This window comes from Streptomyces sp. FH025, assembly GCF_017427025.1.
Taxonomy (GTDB): Bacteria; Actinomycetota; Actinomycetes; order Streptomycetales; family Streptomycetaceae; genus Kitasatospora.
On sequence record NZ_JAFLNG010000105.1, the window covers coordinates 1 to 15,869 of the forward strand.

At 71.2% G+C, this 15,869-nt stretch carries 18 protein-coding genes and 2 pseudogenes; 14 read left to right on the forward strand and 6 right to left on the reverse strand.

Translation table 11 applies throughout. The features are described from left to right. The first annotated feature begins 215 nt into the window (after positions 1-215). The gene (locus J0670_RS10710) at positions 216-557 is read left to right on the forward strand and encodes a DUF1330 domain-containing protein (RefSeq protein ID WP_207811247.1); all 342 of its coding nucleotides are present in this window, start codon (positions 216-218) and stop codon (positions 555-557) included. A gap of 376 nt (positions 558-933) precedes the next feature. Continuing rightward, the gene (locus J0670_RS10715; RefSeq protein ID WP_243436841.1) at positions 934-1,506 is read left to right on the forward strand and encodes a carbonic anhydrase; all 573 of its coding nucleotides are present in this window, start codon (positions 934-936) and stop codon (positions 1,504-1,506) included. A gap of 21 nt (positions 1,507-1,527) precedes the next feature. Here J0670_RS10715 and J0670_RS10720 read toward each other — a convergent pair. Together J0670_RS10720 and J0670_RS10725 are read right to left on the reverse strand one after the other, a co-directional pair. Next, positions 1,528-1,665 (reverse strand): annotated as a pseudogene (locus J0670_RS10720) (NAD-dependent epimerase); the annotation flags it as partial. A 20-nt stretch (positions 1,666-1,685) separates the two neighbouring features. After that, on the reverse strand, positions 1,686-2,912 hold the full coding sequence (locus tag J0670_RS10725; protein ID WP_207811264.1) for an RNA-guided endonuclease TnpB family protein: 1,227 nt from the start codon (positions 2,910-2,912) through the stop codon (positions 1,686-1,688). A 211-nt stretch (positions 2,913-3,123) separates the two neighbouring features. On the opposite strand from J0670_RS10725, the gene J0670_RS10730 reads away from it, so the two are divergent. The 3 genes from J0670_RS10730 to J0670_RS10740 all read left to right on the forward strand — a co-directional run bounded on the left by J0670_RS10730 (position 3,124) and on the right by J0670_RS10740 (position 5,594). Further along, entirely contained in the window at positions 3,124-4,500 is a 1,377-nt protein-coding gene (locus J0670_RS10730; RefSeq protein ID WP_207811249.1) for an ALF repeat-containing protein, read from the forward strand. 141 nt (positions 4,501-4,641) lie between these two features. After that, a complete protein-coding gene (locus J0670_RS10735) occupies positions 4,642-5,163 on the forward strand; it encodes a peptidylprolyl isomerase (protein ID WP_207811250.1) in 522 nt (173 codons plus the stop codon). After that, a complete protein-coding gene (locus J0670_RS10740; RefSeq protein WP_207811251.1) occupies positions 5,160-5,594 on the forward strand; it encodes a hypothetical protein in 435 nt (144 codons plus the stop codon). The genes J0670_RS10735 and J0670_RS10740 overlap by 4 nt, the downstream gene beginning before the upstream one ends. A 58-nt stretch (positions 5,595-5,652) precedes the next feature. On the opposite strand, the gene J0670_RS10745 is transcribed toward J0670_RS10740, so the two are convergent. Then, a complete protein-coding gene (locus J0670_RS10745) occupies positions 5,653-6,105 on the reverse strand; it encodes a cupredoxin family copper-binding protein (RefSeq protein ID WP_207811252.1) in 453 nt (150 codons plus the stop codon). A gap of 153 nt (positions 6,106-6,258) precedes the next feature. Here J0670_RS10745 and J0670_RS10750 point away from each other — a divergent pair, with 153 nt between their 5' ends. Next, the gene (locus J0670_RS10750) at positions 6,259-6,687 is read left to right on the forward strand and encodes a hypothetical protein (RefSeq protein WP_207811253.1); all 429 of its coding nucleotides are present in this window, start codon (positions 6,259-6,261) and stop codon (positions 6,685-6,687) included. Between the two features lie 790 nt (positions 6,688-7,477). On the opposite strand, the gene J0670_RS10755 is transcribed toward J0670_RS10750, so the two are convergent. Continuing rightward, complete coding sequence (locus J0670_RS10755; RefSeq protein ID WP_207811254.1) at positions 7,478-7,666, reverse strand: hypothetical protein; 189 nt, start codon at positions 7,664-7,666, stop codon at positions 7,478-7,480. Positions 7,667-8,058: 392 nt separating this feature from the next. On the opposite strand from J0670_RS10755, the gene J0670_RS10760 reads away from it, so the two are divergent. The 7 genes from J0670_RS10760 to J0670_RS10790 all read left to right on the forward strand — a co-directional run bounded on the left by J0670_RS10760 (position 8,059) and on the right by J0670_RS10790 (position 13,188). Further along, the gene (locus tag J0670_RS10760) at positions 8,059-8,286 is read left to right on the forward strand and encodes a hypothetical protein (RefSeq protein ID WP_207811255.1); all 228 of its coding nucleotides are present in this window, start codon (positions 8,059-8,061) and stop codon (positions 8,284-8,286) included. Then, entirely contained in the window at positions 8,267-8,776 is a 510-nt protein-coding gene (locus J0670_RS10765) for a DUF6879 family protein (RefSeq protein WP_207811256.1), read from the forward strand. Before J0670_RS10760 ends, J0670_RS10765 begins: the two co-directional genes overlap by 20 nt. Positions 8,777-8,785: 9 nt before the next feature. Beyond that, a complete protein-coding gene (locus J0670_RS10770) occupies positions 8,786-9,637 on the forward strand; it encodes a helix-turn-helix transcriptional regulator (RefSeq protein ID WP_207811257.1) in 852 nt (283 codons plus the stop codon). 289 nt (positions 9,638-9,926) lie between these two features. Continuing rightward, positions 9,927-10,427, forward strand: coding sequence for a hypothetical protein (locus tag J0670_RS10775; protein WP_207811258.1), 501 nt, complete (start codon positions 9,927-9,929; stop codon positions 10,425-10,427). Positions 10,428-10,578: 151 nt separating this feature from the next. Continuing rightward, positions 10,579-11,487 carry an endonuclease/exonuclease/phosphatase family protein gene (locus J0670_RS10780; RefSeq protein ID WP_207811259.1) on the forward strand — a complete coding sequence of 303 codons (909 nt, stop codon included), beginning with the start codon at positions 10,579-10,581 and terminating at the stop codon, positions 11,485-11,487. Between the two features lie 451 nt (positions 11,488-11,938). Continuing rightward, on the forward strand, positions 11,939-12,091 hold the full coding sequence (locus tag J0670_RS10785) for a hypothetical protein (protein WP_207811260.1): 153 nt from the start codon (positions 11,939-11,941) through the stop codon (positions 12,089-12,091). Positions 12,092-12,099: 8 nt separating this feature from the next. Then, entirely contained in the window at positions 12,100-13,188 is a 1,089-nt protein-coding gene (locus J0670_RS10790) for a methyltransferase domain-containing protein (RefSeq protein WP_207811261.1), read from the forward strand. 57 nt (positions 13,189-13,245) lie between these two features. Here J0670_RS10790 and J0670_RS10795 read toward each other — a convergent pair whose 3' ends face one another. Both J0670_RS10795 and J0670_RS10800 read right to left on the reverse strand, forming a co-directional pair. Next, entirely contained in the window at positions 13,246-13,659 is a 414-nt protein-coding gene (locus J0670_RS10795; protein WP_207811262.1) for a hypothetical protein, read from the reverse strand. A gap of 84 nt (positions 13,660-13,743) precedes the next feature. Next, entirely contained in the window at positions 13,744-15,024 is a 1,281-nt protein-coding gene (locus tag J0670_RS10800; protein WP_207811263.1) for an RNA-guided endonuclease TnpB family protein, read from the reverse strand. Positions 15,025-15,047: 23 nt separating this feature from the next. On the opposite strand from J0670_RS10800, the pseudogene tnpA reads away from it, so the two are divergent. Further along, a pseudogene (tnpA, locus tag J0670_RS10805) lies at positions 15,048-15,475 on the forward strand (IS200/IS605 family transposase). Positions 15,476-15,869: the final 394 nt, after the last annotated feature.

Consider the following 15,869-nt stretch of genomic DNA (forward strand, 5'->3'; position numbering starts at 1 on the left):
GCACGCCCCCGCCGCGAGGGCCAGGGCCCGTCGCCGGCGCCGCGTCACATCGCCCTCCCGTGGCGCGTCCCCGCTGTCGATCGGCATACGTCCCACTCCGTCTGTGTCGTTCATGTGTCCGAGTTGCGTGGATGTTACTCGAACACCACGGGCCGCATCCGCCACCCCTACCATCGGGCGCACCGACCACCCCGCGACCCACTCCGGGAGCAGCGATGACCGCCTACGTGATGGCCCAGATCCACTCCGCCGAGTTCGGCCCCGACCTCGCCGAGTACCTGGAACGCATCGACGCCACCCTCGACCCCTTCGACGGGCGCTTCCTCATCCACTGCGGCAAGTTCGAGACCCTGGAAGGAAGTTGGGGCGAGGTCGGCTCCGTCCTCATCGAGTTCCCCGACTACGAACGGGCCCGCGCCTGGTACGACTCGCCCGCCTACCAGGAGATCCTGCCGCTGCGCACCCGCAACATGGTCGCCGACGGGATCGTCGTCGAGGGCGTGCCGGCCGGATACCGGGCCGCGGAAGGCGCGAAGGCGCGGGCCGGCGAGGAGTGAGGCCGTACGGGCCCCGGCACCAGGGGCCCGTACCGCCGCCCGAGCGGGCCGCGTGGGCCGCGTGGGCCGCGTGGGCCGTTCGCGGCAATGCGGCCCGCGCCCGCTTGCGCCTGCCGCCGGGGCACCCGTACCGCGCTGAACAATCGGCCTGGTCAAGACCACCGGGACGTGACACCGGGACGGGTCCGAGCGGCGTCGAGGGGAACATCCGATGGACAGGGCCGAACACCCGAGTCGTAGGGCACTGTTCGTCGGCGGACTCGCCGGCGCCGCGGCCGCACTCGCGGGGTGCGCGTCGACGAGGGCGGACCCGGCGACGACCGGCACGTCGCCGCCGGCACAGCCCACCACGCCCGCCGCGGCCTTCACGAGGCTGATGGAAGGCAACAGGCGCTGGGTCAGCGGAGACCTCCACCACCCCGACCGGGACCCGAACCGGCGCCAGCTCGTGGCCCAGGAACAGGAGCCCTTCGGGTCCATCCTCTCCTGCATCGACTCGCGGGTGCCGCCCGAACTCCTCTTCGACACCGGCCTGGGCGACCTCTACGTGATGCGCACGGGCGGGCAGGCGCTCGGCCCGGTGGTCACCGGTTCCGTCGAGTACGGGCCCATGACCAGCGGCACCCCCCTCATCGTGGTCCTCGGGCACCAGCGCTGCGGCGCCGTCAAGGCCGCTTACGAGTCCCTTCGTGACGGCAAGACGCTGCCCGGCAACCTCCAGGCGATCGCCGACGCCCTGCGCCCGGCCTACGAACAAGCACTCCGCGAGGGCGGCGCCGACCCGGTCGAGACCATGGCCCGCGCCCAGGTCACCCTGACCGCGACCGATCTGCGCTCCAACCAGGACCTGGCCCCGCTCGTGGAAAAGGGCGCCCTCGCCGTGGTCGGCGCCTACTACTCGCTCGACACGGGCGAGGTGGAAGTCCTGGCCGGAGCACCAGCACCCTGACCTGCCCCAGCTGCTGGAGGTCTACCGCCCCGCGGGCCCCCTCAGCCGCTCGCGCCACCAGGCGACGGTCGCCGCGAGCTGCTCCTCCAGCGGGGTGGCCCGGACGGTGAACGCCGTCTCGTACGCGGAGGAGTCCACGACGAAGGGCCGGTCGAACTGTTGACTTCCGCTCCCCGCCCTCAAGGGCCAGGGATTCCTGCCACGGTCGGCTGACCGTCTCGGTGGGTTCCTGCTTCGCCGCGCTGTGCCGGAACCCGTTCCGGTCTTACCTGCGCTCCACAGGCTGGCACCGCCAGTCCGGCGGCCTTGGCGACGTTGAGCGCCGCGTTGATGTCCCGGTCGAGGGCGGTTCCGCACGCCCCGCATGTCCATTCGCGGACATGGAGGGGCTTGGGGCCGTCCTTGACGCCGCAGTTCGAGCAGACCTGAGAGGCCGGTTCGAAGCGGCCGATGCGGTGGAACGTGCGCCCGTACCGGGCGGCCTTGTATTCCAGCATGGTGACGAACGCCGACCATCCGGCGTCGTGCACGGACTTGGCCAGGCGCGTGCGGGCGAGTGCCTTGACCGCCAGGTCTTCCACGGCGACCGCTTGGCTCTCACGGATCAGCCTGGTGGACAGCTGGTGGTGGAACTCGCGCCGCGCATCGGCTACCCGGCCGTGAGCACGGGCAACCTTGACACGGGCCTTGTCGCAGTTCTTCGACCCTTTCGCTTTGCGGCTGAGGGCCTTCTGCGCCTTCTTCAGTCGTTTCTCGGCGCGGCGCAGGAAGCGGGGGCTGTCGATCTTCCGGCCGTCGGAGAGGACGGCGAAGTGGGTCAGTCCGAGGTCGATGCCGATGACGTCGTCCGTGTCGGGCATCCGGGCCAGGTCGGCGGTCGGGTCGGTCTCCACGACGAAGCTCGCGAAGTACCTTCCGGCGGCGTCCTTGACCACGGTCACCGTGGACGGAGCCAACGGCAGCCGACGGGACCACGTCACGCGCACGTCGCCGATCTTCGGCAACGCGAGGTCACCGCCGGGGGTGATCGACCAGCGGGCGTTCGCGGTGAAGCGGATGGCCTGACGGCTGTCCTTGCGGGACTTGAACCGGGGCGCTCCCGTACGCGGGCGCTTGCCCTTCAAGCCGTCGAAGAAGTTCCGGTAGGCGGCCTCCAAGTCCCGCAGCGACTGCTGCAGGACCACCGACGAAACGTCGGCGAGCCACGCCCGCTCGGGCGTTAGCTTCGACGCCGTGAGCCGCTTCGACAGCTCGGCGGAGGTGACGAAGGGAAGACCCTCCGAACGGGCTTCCTCACGCACACGCAGCGCGTCGTTGTACACCACACGGGAGCACCCGAACGCGCGGGCCAAAGCGGAACGCTGAGGCCCATTCGGATACAGCCGGAACGAGTACCGCAACTGCACGACGAACACCCCCTCCCCGACCTGTCGCGATCAACATGCCACACCCCACTGACAACAGGCACGATCCCTCTGCCACGCAGTGGTGCGGAGGCACAACACGCCGCCGGGCGGGCGCTGTTGACCGTGTGCAAATATTTGGTATGGAAAGTGTAAAAGAAGATCTATGCTGTGGGGCATTCAAGATCTCTTCGCACCAAGAAGGTCCTGCCGCATGAAGCTGCCCCGGGTGTCCGCCGTCGTCGCGGCCGCCGTCCTGGCCCCCGCCGTCCTCTTCCCCTCGGTGGCCTCGGCCGCCGACGCCCCCCAGCCGGCCGGGGTCTCCGGGCCTGACACCGGCTCGGGCTCGGCGCCGGACGCCGCACCGGACGCCGGGGCGGGCACCACCGAGGGCAGCGGCTCGGGCGCCACCGAGGGCACCGGCAGCCAGGAGCAGCGCGACCGCGCCGAGATCCAGCGGATCCTGGCCGACAAGGAGACCGGACCCGGGGTGCGCGAGGCGGGCGAGAAGGCGCTCCAGGGCAGCGCCGCCGACCTGCGGCACTTCCTGGACGTCGAACTGCCCGAGCAGCGCGCCGTCGACAACCGGGTGAAGGTCTTCCAGATCCTCAGCACGGGCGGCCCGGCCGTGCAGAAGGCCGCCAAGGCCGCCCTGCTGGCCGGCGACGCCGCGATCACCGAGTTCCTGAAGACCGGCCAGTACACCGCCCGCGCCGAGGACGAGGACCGCGCCGAGATCGAGCGGATCCTGGCCGACAAGGAGACCGGGCGCGGCGTGCGCGAGGCGGGTCAGAAGGCGCTCCAGGGCACCGCTGCCGACCTGCGGCACTTCCTGGAGGTCGAACTGCCCAGGCAGCGCGCCGACGACAACCGGGTGAAGGTCGCCCAGCTCCTGTCCTCCGGCGGCCGGGCCGTGCGCGAGGCGGCCGGCCGGGCGATGGACGGCGACGACGCGGCGATCCTCAAGTTCCTCAAGGAAGAATGGCCCCGCGCCCAGGCCGAGGACAACCGCGTCGCGGTCCTGGTCATCCTGGCCAACAAGGACACCGGCCCGCACGTGACCGAGGCCGCCCAGAAGGCGCTCGACGGCACCGCGGAGGACGTGGCCCGCTTCCTGGAGGTCGAGCTGCCCAAGCTGCGCGCCAGCGACAACCGGGTGAAGGTCTCCCAGATCGCCGAGACCGGCGGGGCGGCCGTGCGCAAGGCCGCCCTGGCCGCGCTGGAGGGCGACGACGCTGCCATCACGGCCTTCCTCCAGGAGGGCTGGGCCAAGGCTCGCGCCGAGGACGAGTCCGCCGCCGCCAAGCCGGGCGACCAGGGCGGCCAGGGCAACTCCGGTAACTCGGGTAACTCCGGTAACTCGGGTGACCAGGGCGGGCAGCAGCAGAGCGTCCAGCCCGCCGGCCTCACCGAGACCACCGGCACCGGCACGGGCACGGGTGCGGGCGCCGGGGTCACCGCCCCCCGCTCCGGCGCGCTCGCCGCCACCGGCACCGACGGGCTCGGCTGGGAGGCCGGCGGCGCCGCCGCGGCGCTCGTCGCCGGTGCCGCCGCGGTCGTGGTCTCCCGCCGCCGCTCCGCCGAGAGCTGACACCTCGCGCCCGGCCGGCCGCCGTCCACCCGTCACCCGGGCGGGCGGTGGCCGGCCGGGCGCCGGTTCGGCCGCGTGCCCCGGGCTGTGCCAGGATGCCCACCCGAGCACCGACCACCGAACCACCCCGAGGAGTCACCCGTGGCCAACGCCCGGTTCGCCACCCTGCACACCACGGCGGGCCCGATCCGGCTGGAACTGTTCCCGTTCCACACGCCGAAGACGGTCCGCAACTTCGCCGAACTCGCCGAGGGCACCCGGGAGTACACCGACCCGCGCACCGGCGAGGCGGGCAGCGGCCCGTACTACGACGGCACCGTCTTCCACCGGGTGGTGGCCGGCTTCATGATCCAGGGCGGCGACCCCACCGGCACCGGCACCGGCGGCCCGGGCTACGCCTTCGCGGACGAGTTCCACCCGGAGCTGTTCTTCACCCGGCCCTACCTGCTGGCCATGGCCAACTCCGGCCCGAACAGCAACGGTTCGCAGTTCTTCATCACGGTCGGCACCCCCGCCCACCTCAACCGCCGCCACACCATCTTCGGCCAGGTCGCCGACGCCGCCTCCAAGGCCGTGGTGGACGCGATCGCCTCCGCCCCCACCGAGGGCGAGCGCCCGGTGGAGCCCGTGACGCTCACCTCGGTGGAGATCGAGCACGCGTGACGCCCGCCGCCCCGGGGCCGGCGCTCTTCCCGCCGCGCCCCGTGCGCGGCGTGCGGGCCCGCTACGTGTTCCAGGCCGGCTGCCCGAGCGACGTCGCGGACGCCGTCGTGGACTTCGAGCCCTGGGAGGAGGGGGTGTGCGTCGAGGCCGCCCCCGGCGCCACCGTGCACGGCGACCCGGCCTCGCCCGAGGAACTCGCCCACTACCATGCGGCACTGGCGCAGGGCGTGCGCGAGGAGCTGGCCGAGCGACTGCCGGGCGCGGTGGTCGCGTTGGCGCTGGTGGTGCACCGCACCACGGTGCACGCCGTGGACACCGGCGAGCGCTCCTACCGCAGGGCCGGACACGCGGCGGTGCGCGAGGTGCTCGCGCTCCTGGACGGCACGGCACACCGCCGCCCCGGCAAGGCCGAGTGGCGTCAGCGGAGTTGACGATGCGTCAGGTGGCCCATGCGGTCTCCTTCGCGGCGGTCTACTGGCGGTCTACTGCTCACTGCACGACGACCGTGCCGTGCATGAAGGGGTGGATCGAGCAGATGTACGCGAACGTCCCGGCCGTGGTGAAGGTGTAGCTGTACGAGGCGCCCTTGGCCAGCGGCGAGGAGTTGAGCGGGCCGCCGCCGCTGCTGGTCACCGTGTGCGTGTCGGTGTCGTTGTTGGTCCAGGTGACGGTGGTGCCCTTGCTGACGGTGAGCGTGCCGGGCGAGAACGCGAAGTTCGCGATGGTGACGGACTGTGTCGCGGCCGCCAGGGCTCTGGGCGCGGACGTCAGGACCGTCTGCGACACCGCGGTCGCGGCCACCCCCTGCGACGGCGCGGCGGCCGGGCTCCAGGCGCCGAGCGCGCCGAGCCCCGCGGCGACGGCGGCGGCCACCAGGGGTCTCGCGATCCGACGGCGCGCGTGGTCGTTGCTCTTGGTCTGCCTGCGTGATCTCTCAGTCATGATGCCCACCCAACGTGTGTCGGCTTACGCAGGGCCTTTCCTCCAACGTAGCCCCCGCGCTGCGGGGCGGGCATCTCGGCGTTCCCATCCGCACGGACAGGCGCACACTGGTAGGTGACGTGGGGCCTGCGTTTTGGCTGCTGCGAGGTGGAGATGATGCCGTTCCGTCGGTCGGATATCGCCGGATCACCCGGCCGCACCCTGCTCAGATGGCTGGCGGCCGCAGGGCTGGCCGTCGACGCCTACGTCCACGCCGACCTCGCCGAGGGGTATGACGCGGTGGTGAACTCCGTGAGCCAGGGGGACCTGTTCAGGATCGAAGCCGCTCTGGCGGCGCTCGCGGCGCTGCTGCTGGTGGTGTGGCCCCGCAGGTCCACCATCGCGTTCGCCTTCCTCGTGGCCGCCGGCGGCCTCGCCGCGCTGCTGCTGTACCGCTACGTCGACGTCGGGCCGCTCGGACCGCTGCCCAACATGTACGAACCGGTCTGGTTCACCAGCAAGCAGGTGGCCGCCGTCGCCGAAGCCGTCGCGGCCCTGGCCACCGGATGGCTCCTCCTCATGCGCAGGAGAGTGCTCGCCTGAACGCCTGGGAGGTACATGCGGGTCAGGAGCGTGCCGCCGCCACCGCGTCCGTGTACAGCTCGGCCGTCAAGTCGTCGTCACCGATCCCGAGTTCGGCCAGCACGGCCCGAACCGTGGTCAGTGCCGGGCCGAGTCCGTCCCGGTCGTCGGCGGTGGTCTCGACCTCGATGAACGCTGCGCCCAGTTCGGGGACGCGGACGAGCGTGGCGAGCAGGCGATCCGCAGTTCACGGTCGTTGTGCAGCAGGCTGCCGTCGGGCGCGTCGTAGTAGGTGTCACGGTAGACCTCGGCGCGACCGGTGCCGCCGTCAGTCCAGTGCGGCCGGGGCGTCCACCAGGAGCCGCCGGTGGGGGGCGTCGCGCCTCAACGGCAGCCCAGCGACGGTGTGAAGTTCTCCCCAGTGCCAGGCATGCTCCGTACCACGCCCGGTCACGGCGGAATGTGGTGACGAACAACGGTTGTCGCTACCGTGGCCGCGGTCATTGCGCTCGCCTCCCGCCGAACCGCCACGCCCCCGCTCAGCTCTCCTTCGGGAGGGCTGAGCGGGGGCGTTCGTCATGTCTGCCGGCGGAATGGAAGCACCTGAGTGCTGCCGCCGGCGAGCACGCGCCCGTACTCGTCGGGGCCGCCGAGCGGGCGGTAGTTGATCACTGGGTCACCGGCTCGCACGAGAGCTATGGCGCATCCGAGGCACCAGGGCTGCGGCGGCTGCACGTCGAGATCCTCAATTGCCGCCTCAGCGGTGCGACACCGTGCGCAGATCGACATGCCGGCTGCCCTCCTGGCTGTTTCAGCCCCAGCTGGAACCGCACACCGTGCAGCCCCAACGGCCGTCCATGGTCTGGTAGGTGGAGCCCGACCCGCAGACCGGGCGCGACACGGCGGACGCGGTCCGGTCGTTGTCCGGCACGTTACCGGGCTGAGGGATGTCGTGGGCCACGTTCGGGGTCTCGGGACGGTCGAGCAGGGCTGCACTCATGACGCACTCTCCTCCGGGTGAGGATCGGGATGGGGATGCGCCCGGCCGGGGCACTCTCCAGACAACCCGACCGGTGGCCGCCCGGGGAGGCACGGAGGGGGCTTCCGCACGCCGTGTGCGGGCCCCGCACACCCCGTGCACGCCCTGCCTGCGGGTGCGTTCCTGTCGGTACGCACGCCCCCGCTCAGCTCTCCTTCGGGAGGGCCGGGCGGGGGCGCTTCGTGCTGTTCAGGAAGTGCCGCCGGTCCACCGCCACACGCCGTCCTGGTCGGGCTGGTACCGGCTGCGGCCGAAATCGTGCTCGCAAGTTTCCGCAAACTCCTGTGCGCCACGTGCGACGGCCTGCAAGCTGGTGTGCCAGCGGGATCACCGACCAGTCATAGGGAGCCACCATGGCACTGCACAAGCTGGGGCAGGACCCGAACAGCCCCGAGGGGAAGTCTCCGACGCTCTACTACGACGACGAGACGGGGAACTACCTCATCCAGGGCTGGAAAGTGCTGGACGAGGAGCGTCGGGTGCAGCTGGACCTGCCCAGCAACGAGGACGTCGTCGAGTTCCCCCAGCGCATGATGCAGTTTTTCCCGGAGGTCAACGGCCTTGAGCCTCGCGCCGTTTGATCAGCTCTTCGCGGCCTGCCGGCGGTCGGCCGTCCACCTGGAGATGCGCGACGCCTACATGCTGGACGACCCGATGTACACCGCCTGGAAGGCTGGCGACGTCGAGACATCCGGGCGCGCAGAGAGCCCGTGGCTCGCACTGATGGCAAGCACCACGGGGCGGGGCGTCGGAGTCAGGCGGGCCCGGATCGTCTCGGAGCCGGTGAGCGACTACGTACGCTTCGAGTACGACATCACCGACGTACACAGCACCGCGGTCGGTGAACAGGTCCGATGGTTGCCCCGCCGGCGCGCGACGGACCTGGCGCTGCCCGGGAACGACTTCTGGCTGTTCGACGACCGGACAGTCCTCATCAACCATTTCACCGGCAACGGTGACTTCGTCGACCATGAGGTAACAGAAGACCCGGTCGTTGCGCGGCTGTGCGCTGCCGCGTTCGAAGCTGTGTGGGAGCGGGCGACCCCGCACGAGGCGTACGAGCCAGCCTGACCCTCACCCATGTCAAACTCCGCAGTCTCAAGTGTGCAGCAGGCCCGGCAAGCGCTGGGCCTGCGTTTGCGTGAGATCAGGAAGGAAGCGAACCTGACCGCCCGCGCACTGGCCCGTCTCACGGGCTGGCACGAGTCGAAGTGCTCACGCATCGAGAACGGTCACATGACCCCGTCACCAGCGGATATCAGGGCATGGACTACGCACTGCGGCGTCCCCCACGAGACGGAGGACCTGCTCGCCGCCGCCCGGGGAATCGAGGGCGCCTACGTCGAGTGGCGCCGCCTCGAACGACCAGGACTCAAGCGGGCCCAGGAGGCCGTCCTCCCGCTGTTTGAGCGCACCAGATGGTTCCGCATGTACCAGTCCTGGGTGGTTCCCGGGATGCTTCAGACACCCGCATACACCCGGGCCGTCCTTGAGACCATCGTCGCCCTGAGGGAAGTTCCGGACGACGTGACGGAGGCCGTCGTCGTCCGGATGGACCGGCAGAAGATGCTGCACACCGGTCGGCACCGGTTCGCCGTGCTGGTCGAGGAGTGGGTTCTGCGGACGGTGATCGGCAGCCCTGAGATCACCGTCGCGCAGCTGGGCCACCTGATCGCCGTAGCGGCCACGCCCTCTGTCAGCTTGGGGATCATTCCGCTGGGGAGGGTGCGCGGCGGGGGATGGCCGGTGGAGTCCTTCACCATCTACGACGAGGCCCAGGTGAACGTGGAGCTGGTCTCCGCGCACCTCACTGTCACGCAGCCCGGCGAGATCCACGAGTACGCCAAGGCGTTCGCAGAGCTGTCCGGTCTCGCGGTGTACGGCTCGCAGGCCCGGTCGCTGATCACGTCTGCCATCGACGCGATCGGGTGACCATCCGCAAGTTTCCGCACACTCGTTGAGGCCCACGCCGCAGCCTCCCTACGGTCGTCGCCATGGCAGACCACTTGGTCGCTCTGCTGCCGGGCGGGTTTACCCGTCGGCGGCTGGGCTCACGGACGAGCAGCTGCACGGGCGCCGGTGCTGCACCTGCGGGTGCGCCGGTACACCGTCGTCGCCGCTCGTCCCGGCCGGCCATGTCTACACGCCGACAAGTCCTGGTCAGGCCCCGCTCGGCTGGGCCGTCGCAGCCCACCCAGGATGCTCGAAGGAGAGTAGCCAGATGATCACCGAGCCCCTCACCGTGTCGATCGACGGGCACCTTGAACCGGTGACCGCGCGCGCTCTTGAGGCCCTGGAGGCGCTCTGGCAGGCGGTGCGGGCGTTGCCGATCGGCGAGTACCAGCTGGGCGCGATGGAGCGGCTGTTGGGGAGCGGATCCACGGCCGACCTGGAGCGCCTCATGAACGGGGACGAGGCCACGGACTTTACGCTCACCCTGGACGGTGGCTGCGGCCACGCTGTCGTGCGGGTCCGGTACGGCGACGGCCTGACCTGCCGCCAGCGCGTCGCAGCCCGGTACGCGCCCCAGCAGGTGCACCGTGCGTCGCGTGGCGCGCCTGAGAGGTGGGCGGTCCTGGACAGCTGGACTGACGCCGAGGTCGTCGAGGATGGCGTAGCCCTCCGGTTCGGCTCCGAGTCGGCCGCCCGGGAGTGGATCAGCGGCCAGGTGCTGCTCGCCACCTACCAGGCCGGTCCCGAGGCCCGGCGGGCCGCCGAGTGAGCGTCCCCGAGGCCGAACCGCGCACGGAGTGGGGCGTGTGCCCCGTCTGCGGGCGCTACGCCGAGGGCCGGTTCCTGGAGGACCTCACCCCCTACACGGCGGTCGTCGAGCACTGCGCGTCGCCCAACCAGCCGAACCCCGGGAGGGTCTCGTGACGGCCCGCATCCTGTTCTGGACCACCGAGCGCGGCGCCGATCTGCCGGAGCTCTGCCGCGTCCTCACCCATCTCGACCTGCACCTGCTGGTGCTCGGGGAGCTCCAGCCCGGTCAGGTCGAACTGGTCGAGGACGCGCTCGGCATGGACGGCTACGTCGGCGCCGGCACCGAGGTCACCCCGCACTGCAACGCGGTCTTCGTCCGGCCCGGCGGCCCCCTGACCGTCCTGCGTGAGCACACGGGCGAGCACACCCGTGCCCCGCGCATTCCGATGGTCAACGTCGAGGTCGGCATCCGGGATGCGCCGGGCAGCATCGTCGTCGTCGGCCATCACGCCTGCTTCTACGGGCCGACCCTGCGCCAGATCGAAGCCGAGTGGTTCAGCCGGGTGATCCAGGCCCACGGCCGCGTGATGGTGTTCGGCGACTTCAACGAGCCCGCCGTCGGCGAGGAACCGGATCTCACCGGCATCCGCGACCGGGCGCACTTCCACGACCGCACCTACTACGTCCACGGCATCGGCCGCGTCCCCGACCACCGCGCGGACGAGGCCCTCACCACCGCCGGGTACGTCGACCTGGCCAAGCGGATCGGCACCCCCACGGCCCTTGCGCCGACCGCCGGCTACGCGCCCGGCGCTGCCGGCCAGGGCGGTGAACTGCGCATCGACCGCGCCTACGCCGACCCCGCCACCGCCGAGGCCATCGCCAACTTCCAGGTACTCCGGGGATATGAGGACCTTTCCGACCACCGCCCCCTCCTCCTCACCGCCGACCTGCCCCGCCTCCAGGCGGCCGCCGCCTCCGGACAGGCCCAGCGGCGGGCGAAGGCGGCGGCGAAACAGCGGTGGCGCGAACAGCTGCGCGCCACCCGGCTGGCGGCCGAGGCCGGCCCCCGTAGCTGATCGGCTGCCGGCAACCCGGCCGAATTCCGGCGCCGCCCGCGAGGATCGCGCCACGATGGTTGGCCCACAGCACACGAGAGGACAGTCATGAGCGGCACGGTCCAACCCAGCGAGCAGGGCCGTTGGCGCGGCCAACGCGGTCGTGGATCCCGGGGGCCGACCCGGGCGCCCTTGCACCCCACCATGCCGCCGCCGGGCGAGATTCCGGCGCTCACCCCCACCGAGGAGGACGAGATGCCCCAGCAGGAATCGAGTGGCAACCCCAACCCGCCCGCCGACCCGTCGAAGTAGGGCCCCGGCCGTCTGGGGAAGGACGGCCGGGGCGGGTTCCGCAGCACCGCACGGCTCGGACGTCAACCGGTGGCCTGGAGCACGCCGGATTGAGCTAACTCTGGTACGGGGCAGGCAATTTGACGATTGTCATTTCAGCACGGAACGCCAAGGAGACGAGATGGGAAAGCATGGCGGAGGACCGGGGAGCGACGGTCCCGGCAAGGCGGGCGGGGGCAGCGGCGGCGGCCACTCGGGCAAGCCCGACACCGCCCCGCACGATGGCCAGCGCGACGCCCCGCCGACCAACCTGCCCAAGCCCTCGAAGCCGTAGGAGATGCCATGGGCTGGAACCAACTCGCCGACACGCTTCGCGAATCCGGGGCGCTGTCGGCCGACTGGGAGCGGACGTTCCGCGCCGTCCCGCGCGCCCTGTTCACCCCGGAGCGGGTCTTCCACGACGGTGAGTGGATCGACCGGGCGAAGGAGCCCGCGCGGTGGGACGCCCTGGTCACCGCCGACCTGCCCCTGGTGACGCGGCTCTACGGCGACGGCGCGACCCCGTCCTCGTCCAGCTCCATGCCCACCGTGGTCGCCCGGATGCTCCGGCACCTGGGCGCCACCGACGGCATGCGGGTCCTCGACGTGGGCACCGGGACCGGCTGGACGGCGGCCCTGCTGTCGCACCGGCTCGGCGCCGAGAACGTGACCAGCATCGAGCTGGACCCCGAACTCGCCGACCAGGCGCGGGAGAAGCTCCACGCCGCCGGGCTGCGCCCCGCCGTCCTGTCCGGTGACGGCATGCTCGGTCACCCGGAGCGGGCGCCGTTCCAGCGGGTGCACCTGACGGCCGCCGTTCGGCGGCTGCCCGGGACGCTGATCGGGCAGTGCGAGCCGGGCGGGGTGATCCTGGTCCCGTACGGCACGCCGTTGTGCAACGGGGGCCTGCTGCGGCTCACCGTCGCCGGGGACGGCCGGTCGGCGAGCGGTCCGTTCGTCGAGGACGTGGCGTTCATGTGGGTGCGCGGCCAGCGGCCCGACAGCGGCGCGTTCGACGTCGAGGACATCCGGTACGGGGCGTCCGGTCTCGACCCCGCCGCCGTGGCCGAGCACACGCACGCCGCGTTCGCGATCGGCCTGCGGATGCCGGACCTGTTCCGCCAGAACGTGTGGGCGGGCTACGACCGGTTCGGCACCGGACGCGCCGAGGTGTGGGACGGGGTGTCCTACGCCCACTGCCGCTTCGCCGACTGGGACGGCGGGCACGCCGTCTCCCAGTCCGGGCCCCGCGACCTGTGGGACGAGGTGACGGCGGCCCACGCCTGGTGGGTGCGCAGCGGCAGGCCGGACCTCACCCGGTTCGGCATGACCGTGACCGCCGCCGGTGAGCACCACCCGTGGCTGGACGACCCCGGCAACCCGATCGGCTGACCACAGGCCGCCGCCGCCCGGGTGGGCCGGGCGGCGGCAGGGGTGGGTGGCGGGTCGTCAGCAGGTGCCGGCGGGGTGTTCGCGGGTGGCCAGGTTCGTGCGGCCGGTGGTGGAGTCCAGCCACAGGACACGGGTGCCGCGGTCGGCGGTGGCGTCGTACTGGCCGCCGCGGTTGCAGGAGACGCGCTGCGGGGTGCCGCCGGTCAGGGGGATCTGCCACAGCTTGGGCAGGGCGGCGTTGGTCCAGCCGCCGGTGGGGCGGTCGCTGCCGTTGGTGAAGGTGACGGCCTGGTCGGAGGCGGTCAGCCGGGTGTAGCGCGGGGCGTCGGGGGCGCTGGCGGGCAGCAGGTCGACGGCGCCGGAGCCGTCCGTGGCGCCGGAGCGGATGGTGCTGTGGCCGTCGCGGGAGGCCGGGGGCTCGACCCACAGCAGGCGCCCGCCGGCCAGGAGGGTGGAGGAGGCCCCGGGCACGGCGTCGGACGGGGTACTGGGCGGTGATCTTCCCTGTGGCGATGGATTGAAGTGCTCTCCCGGCTGAGGCCGGGAGATTCCTGCTTACCTTGCGGTAGCGGGCTTGACGCGTTTCGCGCGCCTTTCGACTGCCCTTCCGGCAGCCGGGTTGAGCGCGAGGCCCATCCGGTACAGGTGCAAGACGTTGCGGGCCGCGTTGTGGTCGGCGTTGCCCGACCAGCCGCAGTCGGGGTTCTTGCACACGAACACGGTCTGGGACTCCCGGCTGCCGGGCGTGGTGAAGCCGCACGCGGAGCAGCGTTGGGAGGTGCCGGGGGCGGGGACCTTGTGCAGGGTGCCGCCGTGCTGGGCGGTCTTGTACGTTAGCATGGTCACCGTGCGGCCCCATGCCTCCTGGCTGATGGAGCGGTTCAGCGCGGACTTTTGGGTGACGTTCTTCCCCGGCTTCTCGGTGGTTCCCTTGGCGGACTTGACCATGTTCGTGATGGTGAGTGCTTCGACCACGACGGCGCCGTACGTCTGGGCGATGGTGGTGGTCGTCTGGTGCTGCCAGTCCAGGGCCCGGCGCTTGGCTTTCGCGCGCAGTCCCGCGATCTGGTCGTAGGTGTGGTGCAGTCGGCGGCTGGTGCGCTCGCCGGGCTTGCGGTGGCGCTTGCGCTGCGCGGCGCGCTGCTCCAAGTTGAGGAGCTTGGTCTTCTCCTTGCCGGTCAGCCATTCGTCGTGCTCGTACGTTTCGCCGTTGGAGAGGGCGATGGGCACGGTGACGCCCACGTCGATGCCGATGTCCGGCCCCTGGTGGGGCTCGGGCTTGTTCTGAAGGGTCTGGATGCGGAAGGCGATGTGCCAGCCGAGCGCGTCCTTGACCAGCCGGGCGCCGGTGATCCGGTTCTGCGCGTGTGCGTGCTTGTCCACGGGCAGGTCCTTGGTCCACCGGAAGCGGACCCGTCCTACCTTGGGAATGTTGACCATGCCCCAGCGTCGGTGCACGCGGGTGATGTTCAGGTCCCGGCCCTGCGGGATGTCCACGGACATCACCGTGCGGGGGCGGCTCTTGAAGTTCGGGGCGTCGGCGCGGCCGTCCCAGCAGTTCTTCCATGCCTGGAAGTACGTCTTGAGCACCGCTTGCGCGGCCTGCGCGGGCAGGGCGGCCAGGAAGTCGATGTCCTTGCGGGCCTGACGGATCGCGGCGTCCGCGTTCGCGAGAGTCCGCATCTGCCTGGGCATCATCTGCCACCAGGCGTGCAGCAGGTTCCACATGGTGCGGGCCGCGTGCGCCTGATCGTCGGTCTTCAACACCTCGGCAGGCGACAGCGCGAGCCGAGCGCGATGCCCGAACTGCCGCTTGACCAGTGCGTCGTGACTCACGGTCGAGAGCCTGGCATTGGTCTATGTCACCACGCTGGAACCCTGGTCCCGATGTCAGAACCGGGCGCCATGTCGTCCACAACCTGCACGTTCACTTGGTTTTCGTCACCACGTACAGGCGGAAGACGTTCACCGGCGCCATGCCGACCCGCACCGAAGAGATCACGCGGGAGGTCCGCACCGACTTCGAGGCCGAGCTGAAGCCGTTCACTGGAAAACAGGACCACGCACACCTGCTTGTGTACTACCCGCCCAAAGTCCAGCTCTCCCAGCTGGTCAACTCCCTCAAGGGCGTCAGCTCCCGGGGCTCCGCCTGGGGGGAGTACGACGCCCACGTCCGCCGGTACCTGTGGGGCGGATCTGGTCCGGTTCCTACTTCGCCGGATCGTGCCGCGGGGCACCCCTGACCGTCGTCAAGCGGGACATCGAGAACCAGCAGCGCCCCGTCTGACCGCCGCCACAAAAGACGCAGAGCCCTTTGGCGCTTCGCGCCTCCGGCCCAAGGACGGCCTTCACCCCCGCCCCGAAGGCCGGAGCACTGGCCAAGATCAGAGGTAGACGGTCGGCGCGCTCACCTGCTGTCCGCTGTCCTGCCAGGTCTCGGTCCAGCCGAGCAGGCCGTCGCGCAGGGTGAGGTCGGAAAGGTCGTGGCCCCCCGGGCAGGGGGAGTTCGACCGCCTCGTCGCCGTCGTGGGCGAGGCGGGTGCGGCCGGTGGCGAAGTCGGTGACGGTGAAGGCGGTGTCGCGGCCGGACACACCCACATTGAGGCCCATTCGGGTACAGGCGAAACCTGTACCTAAGCTGCACAGAAGCCGCCATATCGCGCTTGGCTTATGACTTGACA

Coding starts and splice junctions, on each gene's coding strand:
- J0670_RS10715 (WP_243436841.1), top strand. CDS start 934: ATGGAAGGCAACAGGCGCTGGGTCAGCGGAGACCTCCACCACCCCGAC.
- J0670_RS10790 (WP_207811261.1), top strand. CDS start 12,100: ATGGGCTGGAACCAACTCGCCGACACGCTTCGCGAATCCGGGGCGCTG.
- J0670_RS10785 (WP_207811260.1), top strand. CDS start 11,939: ATGGGAAAGCATGGCGGAGGACCGGGGAGCGACGGTCCCGGCAAGGCG.
- J0670_RS10745 (WP_207811252.1), bottom strand. CDS start 6,105: ATGACTGAGAGATCACGCAGGCAGACCAAGAGCAACGACCACGCGCGC.
- J0670_RS10755 (WP_207811254.1), bottom strand. CDS start 7,666: ATGAGTGCAGCCCTGCTCGACCGTCCCGAGACCCCGAACGTGGCCCAC.
- J0670_RS10775 (WP_207811258.1), top strand. CDS start 9,927: ATGATCACCGAGCCCCTCACCGTGTCGATCGACGGGCACCTTGAACCG.
- J0670_RS10760 (WP_207811255.1), top strand. CDS start 8,059: ATGGCACTGCACAAGCTGGGGCAGGACCCGAACAGCCCCGAGGGGAAG.
- J0670_RS10750 (WP_207811253.1), top strand. CDS start 6,259: ATGATGCCGTTCCGTCGGTCGGATATCGCCGGATCACCCGGCCGCACC.
- J0670_RS10770 (WP_207811257.1), top strand. CDS start 8,786: ATGTCAAACTCCGCAGTCTCAAGTGTGCAGCAGGCCCGGCAAGCGCTG.
- J0670_RS10730 (WP_207811249.1), top strand. CDS start 3,124: ATGAAGCTGCCCCGGGTGTCCGCCGTCGTCGCGGCCGCCGTCCTGGCC.
- J0670_RS10710 (WP_207811247.1), top strand. CDS start 216: ATGACCGCCTACGTGATGGCCCAGATCCACTCCGCCGAGTTCGGCCCC.